The sequence below is a fragment of the Zhongshania sp. genome (assembly GCF_041584495.1).
Classification (GTDB): Bacteria; Pseudomonadota; Gammaproteobacteria; order Pseudomonadales; family Spongiibacteraceae; genus Spongiibacter.
Genome location: NZ_JBFHDY010000158.1, coordinates 1 through 5,674 on the forward strand (window position 1 = coordinate 1; position 5,674 = coordinate 5,674).

The 5,674-nt window shown below is 44.9% G+C and carries 7 protein-coding genes; 5 read left to right on the plus strand and 2 right to left on the minus strand.

The genetic code is table 11. The annotated features are described in order from the left end of the window. The 5 genes from ABYP33_RS16940 to ABYP33_RS16960 form a co-directional block, all read left to right on the plus strand. Positions 1-415, plus strand: a 415-nt coding sequence (locus ABYP33_RS16940) for a hypothetical protein (protein WP_373092332.1), incomplete at its 5' end; no start/stop codon positions are given. After that, a complete protein-coding gene (locus ABYP33_RS16945; RefSeq protein ID WP_373092333.1) occupies positions 412-864 on the plus strand; it encodes a three component ABC system middle component in 453 nt (150 codons plus the stop codon). The genes ABYP33_RS16940 and ABYP33_RS16945, both read left to right, overlap by 4 nt. Then, positions 861-2,873 carry a DUF3732 domain-containing protein gene (locus ABYP33_RS16950; protein ID WP_373092335.1) on the plus strand — a complete coding sequence of 671 codons (2,013 nt, stop codon included), beginning with the start codon at positions 861-863 and terminating at the stop codon, positions 2,871-2,873. The genes ABYP33_RS16945 and ABYP33_RS16950 overlap by 4 nt, the downstream gene beginning before the upstream one ends. 151 nt (positions 2,874-3,024) lie before the next feature. Continuing rightward, on the plus strand, positions 3,025-4,443 hold the full coding sequence (locus ABYP33_RS16955; protein ID WP_373092336.1) for a hypothetical protein: 1,419 nt from the start codon (positions 3,025-3,027) through the stop codon (positions 4,441-4,443). A gap of 130 nt (positions 4,444-4,573) precedes the next feature. After that, the gene (locus ABYP33_RS16960) at positions 4,574-4,843 is read left to right on the plus strand and encodes a hypothetical protein (protein ID WP_373092337.1); all 270 of its coding nucleotides are present in this window, start codon (positions 4,574-4,576) and stop codon (positions 4,841-4,843) included. Between the two features lie 63 nt (positions 4,844-4,906). On the opposite strand, the gene ABYP33_RS16965 is transcribed toward ABYP33_RS16960, so the two are convergent. Further along, positions 4,907-5,200, minus strand: a complete 294-nt coding sequence (locus ABYP33_RS16965) for a type II toxin-antitoxin system RelE/ParE family toxin (RefSeq protein WP_373092338.1) — start codon at positions 5,198-5,200, stop codon at positions 4,907-4,909. Beyond that, positions 5,200-5,439, minus strand: a complete 240-nt coding sequence (locus ABYP33_RS16970) for a type II toxin-antitoxin system ParD family antitoxin (RefSeq protein ID WP_373092339.1) — start codon at positions 5,437-5,439, stop codon at positions 5,200-5,202. Before ABYP33_RS16970 ends, ABYP33_RS16965 begins: the two co-directional genes overlap by 1 nt. Positions 5,440-5,674 lie beyond the last annotated feature (235 nt).

Below are 5,674 nucleotides of genomic sequence, written 5' to 3' on the forward strand. Positions count from 1 at the left end.
AGATTTCGACGCAAGAGATGCAACTGAAGACGAAGTTGATGCATATATTACCGAGCTATTCGCTCAAAAAATTCTTAAAATTGAGTATGAGGATGTGCTGCCCGAGGCAACAGGTAACTGGTTAGAGTTAAGAAATGCGTTAATCGAAGAATTGAATGGCTACCCGCAATTCAGGGAAGCGGTTGGCCAATATCGAGAAAGGTGGATTAGAACATTTTCCGCAAAATACCGTAGCGCTTGCCGGAAAACAGGTAGCCCAGTGGCGCTAGCGCAAGATTTATATGACCAAGTAACCAGCGAAACACCATTCGGCATTGAAGGTTACCCAAACCCAGATCCTGTTTTTAGAAATGGCTTGATTCACGACGCTATGGACGATGACGAGCAAGATTTGAAGTGGAAGGTAGAGCCATGAGCAGTATTGTCGACGCCCTATACGAATTAAAGTACAACCCGTTTGAGTATGGTCCATATCTGGCCTCGTTTTACACACATTTGGATGATTCTGAAAATAGCTTGTTGCTAGCTCAGTTGGTAATCCCGCTGTGTAGTCACCCTGTTTACAGTCATAAGCTCTCGAACTCAAACAAGCGAAGCTCTATTTGGACAGTTTTTGACGACCGTGCAAAACTTTATGATCTTCAAGAGCGAATTGACGGGTTTCAAGCCTTAACAGAGCAATGTATTCAATATTGCTTAATCAATGACTGGCTATCGATTAATGAGCAACAGCTATCCCTTGGTAAACGTGATGGGGCTGATTCTGTCTTTGTCCATAAAAAAAGCGCAGAAAAATTAGGTCGATTATTTAGTGGTCACTCAGTGGTTGAGATATATGCGTTTTTAGGAGTGAAGCCACGATGAAAACACTTATACATGAAATTGGTGTGATTGATAAAAAAGGGAATAAGCATCCTGTTAATTTTAAAGCTGGACTTAATGTTGTTACCGGTAAGTCATCAACAGGTAAAAGTGCCTTAATCGAAATTTTTGATTATTGCTTTGGTAGTGGTGAAAACACAATCCCTAAAGGCGTTATTACCACCAGTGCCGCCATTTACTATGTGGCGCTTGCTGTTGATGAGCAAGATATGGTGATTGCTCGTGATCCTGATATTGCGACAAAAGCTTTTTTTCGTCGTGTTGAGGCATTCAACACGACAGAAATTGACCGAGACTACTTCAATTCCAGCTATTTTCGTCCATTGGACGAATTTAAAAAGCACTTACGGGGCTTTTTCTTAGATATAGATGATGTTGATGAATCTTTGGCAGCGAGAGCCAATCGTAGATTTAACCAGAAAGCACCTACACCCTCTGTCCGTAGCTTTTCATCGTTTATGCTTCAACATCAAAACCTTGTGGCCAATAAGCATGCATTATTTTATCGGTTTGACGAGAAAGAGAAGCGAGACCAGGCTATTGAGCATACTAAGATCTTTTTAGGGCTTGTGGATCAAAAGTTTTTTCATCTAAAACAAGATCAAGAACGACTTAATGCAGAAATGCGACGCTTAGAGCGCCAGAAGGAAACTAACAAACGTACATCCGAAAGTTACAAACAAAAAGTCGGCCCAGTTTTAAGCCAACTTTACGCCTTGATGGGGTTTAAAGATGATCCGTTATCATTGGATAAGGTGCTTCGCCATCCTCAAGATGCTAAAGAGCAACTCGACGGCATCATAGTTTCTGAGAAAATTGACTATAATTCTGATGCTATGACACGCCGCTACGATCAGTTGAAACTGGCGCGTAATCAACAAGCGGCAGAATTAAGGAAGCTGCAGCGGCAAGCTTCGTCGATTAAAAATCATATTCAGGAAGAAGAACGGTTCGTTGATAACGTAAAGCAGTTTAAATCACCAAAGGATGTGCGTATCTCTACTGCTGTTTGCCCCTTTTGTCATACTGAAAAAGACAGTTTGCGCCAAAGCGCTGAAAACCTTCACCAAGCTATCACTAAAGTATCGGGAAATCTTGCTCAAGCTCGCCCGATGAAAGCAAAGTTTGAGTCGTCTTTAGTCGATGTAAAGCGTTCTATTGAGGTTGTGAGTAAAGAACTTACAGAGCTAAATCAGCAAATAGTAGAGATTGAAAAAACAGAGAAGCACCTAAGAGAACAAAAGAGCCTGTATGAAAGCATTGTTATGAAGAAGGCAAAACTGTTTGCGCTTCTTGATACCCTCAATATGGCTGAGGATGCGGAGCTTGAGAAAAATATTAAAGATACAAAAAAACAGCTCAATGAAATTAGTAAATACCTCAAAGAATACAATGTACAAAAAGGCTTAGAAGAGGCATCGGCTAAAGTAAATGAATATATGGCTGAGATTGGCAAGCACTTTGAATTTGAAAAAAGCTATCTGCCCATTAATCTACGTTTCTCTTTTGAAACATTTGATTTATATCACTTGCAGGGAGAAGAGAAAATCTACCTGAGGTCAATGGGCAGCGGTGCAAATTGGCTATACTGCCATATTACGTTGTTTTTAGCATTGCATAAGTATTTTGCTGAGCTCGCTGATGAATGTGCCATCCCATCGATACTGTTTTTAGATCAGCCGACACAAGTTTATTTCCCCAACTTTAACCGTGATACTGCTGAGAGCTTTGATGAGCAAAAGAGTCAGGAAGTAAAACAGCGAACAAAGATAGAAAGACCCATCGATGAAGATATAAAAGCTGTTGAAAACCTATTTAGCAGGCTTTCGATCTACTGTAATGAACTTGAGTTGGATAACGGCTTTAGCCCACAAATTATCGTGACAGACCATGCGGATAATTTGAAACTGTCTGATGGAGTGTTGTTCGAGTCTTTGGTAAATGGTAATAGGTGGCGAACGCGCGGCTTGATTCATCCTATTCAAGAATAAATAGAGGCTAAGAATGGGATGGTGCTGCTTATAACAAAGCGCTGCTGTCGGACAAATTTTCCGCTGCGCTCCAAATTTGCCGCAGAGCGTGGCGTTATGTGGCTATGAAAACTAGAAGCTGCGTGCAGCTTGGGATACGGTGATTTAGGCAATGGCAAAAGTTCAGAACCCCCTGCTCTTTTCCAAGCATTTCGACATAGACGAGGGCGAGTTAAGAAAGGCGGGACTAATTGATCCTTTCCTTAATGTAGACACACAGTTGTTCATTGATCCGGTGCTATTGGAGAAATCGAGTAATCCTAAGATATCTGGAGACGCTTACATCAATTTTCGCGACCACTTTTCGAACTACATACGATTGCTTGCTATTTCGAAAAGCGAAGGTGATGCCGCTTGGAGAGGTGCTAGGAGGTTACTCGACCTCAGAGAGCCGGCCCTGACTGGCCTTGGCTACGGAGGCAGCAGTCGGTCTGGAAGCTCAAGACCTAAGGAAGTACGCGAGATCATGATGAGAACCGCTAAAGAGATCATTGATCTCGGCTCAAACGATCCAGAGATGGTCTCACTAATGGGTTTCTTTGAGGAAAATGTCGGACCCGATACTATCAGTGACTTCACAACGCGCGTGATCATCGAGCACCTTGCCGAAATTACGAACTCGTTTAGCGTCTCACTGGGAATCCCCACTTCGAAATCAGATTTGCCCAGCGGTTGCGAACTTCCGAAATTCGAAGGGGCTTCGGTATTGCTCGTGCCGAGAGACATTGTTCGCGACTTGCCTATTGCCAACGACTGGTCGGATATTGAAGCTGCGGCACTTCAAAACCAGGCTATTCGTGACCGCGTGAACCAGTATCTTGCAGGGATAGCACAGCCTACAGTTGCGGATCGGAAAGCCGCGTTACGCTATGCCGCTTTGGGTTCGTCTGCAGCGTTTGAGCATTTTCTTGGCTCTGTGAAGGAACATTCTGACAACTATGATCCGAATGAAGATGCTCTCGCGTATTACAAGATGCGGGAAATCTTGCGTCGCGATCTCAATAGCTTCAAGCAGCCCAAAGTGCCTGACGTGCATAAGGGGCCAGACGAACTGAAGGCGTTAGTTCACGCCACCATCGACCAGTTCAAGCACCACGTTGAGAAGGGGAATCTTTGGGAGGAGCTTTGGAACAGTGGCAAACCTAAGAAAGAAAGGGCTGCACAGCTAATCTATTTCGCAATCGCCGACTGCTTCTGCAGGGCTAATAACGTCGACATTTCGCCAGAGGCGAACATGGGCGGCGGGCCTATAGATTTCAAATTCTCTGACGGCTACGAAGCTCGAGTTCTAGTTGAGATGAAAAGATCATCTGGAACGGTGAAACATGGTTATGAGAAGCAGCTTGAAATCTACAAAGACGCATCTCGAACAAACTTTGGAATCTTTGTCGTGATCGATTTTGGTGGCCTGGGTAATAAGCTGCGTCAAATTCAAGCAATTCGAAAAAGGCGCATTGGTGCTGACGAGCAAGCATCTGACATCGTTGTCATCGACGCCAGCAAAAAAGCCTCAGCAAGCAAAAGAACATGATCGTCAGGAACGGAGGGGCGTCACATAACAATTCGCTGCAGGTGACGTTTGCCCCGCCACGCACTTTTGCTTCCGCAAAAGCACGTGTCGCCGCAAACGCACCTGAGCTCAGGCGTTACAAGGCTTCCATATGTCGATAGTACTGCGTGCTCTAACAGAAGATCGTCCTAAGCCGTCAATTGAGCTTGCCGGTGAGTCATGGGATTTGGACGAGCAGTTGGAGATACTTTTGAGTTGGCTAAAGGAGTATCCCGATTATAACTTCGGCGAACACAATTGGGTTGCAGACATTGGCTTTGAAAAACGCAATGGTACTGATGTTGCCGGATATACCGTATGCGTAGAGTTGATGAAATTGCTTTCCGGTAAAGATATTACGCTATGGTTGTCGGAGTATTAAGGTGAGCCGGCCTTGTAACAAGGCCATGCACGCGACAAGCGCGTGATGGCAGCGTTATAGGTTTTAGAGGTGCTGTTCCACATCCATACTATTGTGGAGGATTCGGATAACAACGATCTTGGATTCCGTGCCAGTTCGGTAAAAGATGATATGGCTGCCCTGGCTGAACTTTTTGTACGCAGGTTTTATGTCATTCGCATCGCGGCCTATCTCAGGCTGGCGAGCAAGCATCTTAAAGGCATCATCAAGCTGCTTGAGGTACTTGTCACGTTGCCGCTTTCCCCATTTTTCAGTGGTAAAGCGGCCAATATCTATAAGGTCTTTTCGAGCAGCGATGGTGAGTAGGTATGAGCGCACTAGTAGGCTTCGTTGTCCAGCTCAGCAATAACACTTTCAAGAGAGTAGTCCGCTATCCCACTTTGTTCGCCTTCATTCAAGAGGCGCCGGAGCCTTTCAAGCTTGCTCTCGGTTTCTTCAAGCAGGCGCAGTCCGGCACGCACAACCTCGCTCGCCGAACCGTAACGGCCGTTGTCAACTTGCGCGGCTATAAAATCGTCAAAGTGGGGGCCAAGTGTAATGCTGGTGTTTCTAGCCATGAGGTGTCTCCTGTACCAAATATTGGTATATTCTGCCAAAACACCCATAACAAGGCAAGGCAGGCCGACGCCAACAAGCGGCGCGGCTGCTTGCGGCGTTGAGGCTGTAGATTTTCTCTTAAAAGCTAGTGTTTTTTGCTAAAATCAGGCATCTGATCAGGGAGTGATGACATGCCCAAGTTCAAGCCTTACGACTACAACCAAGATGCGATGGTTGTGATCAATTTTGCCGAGC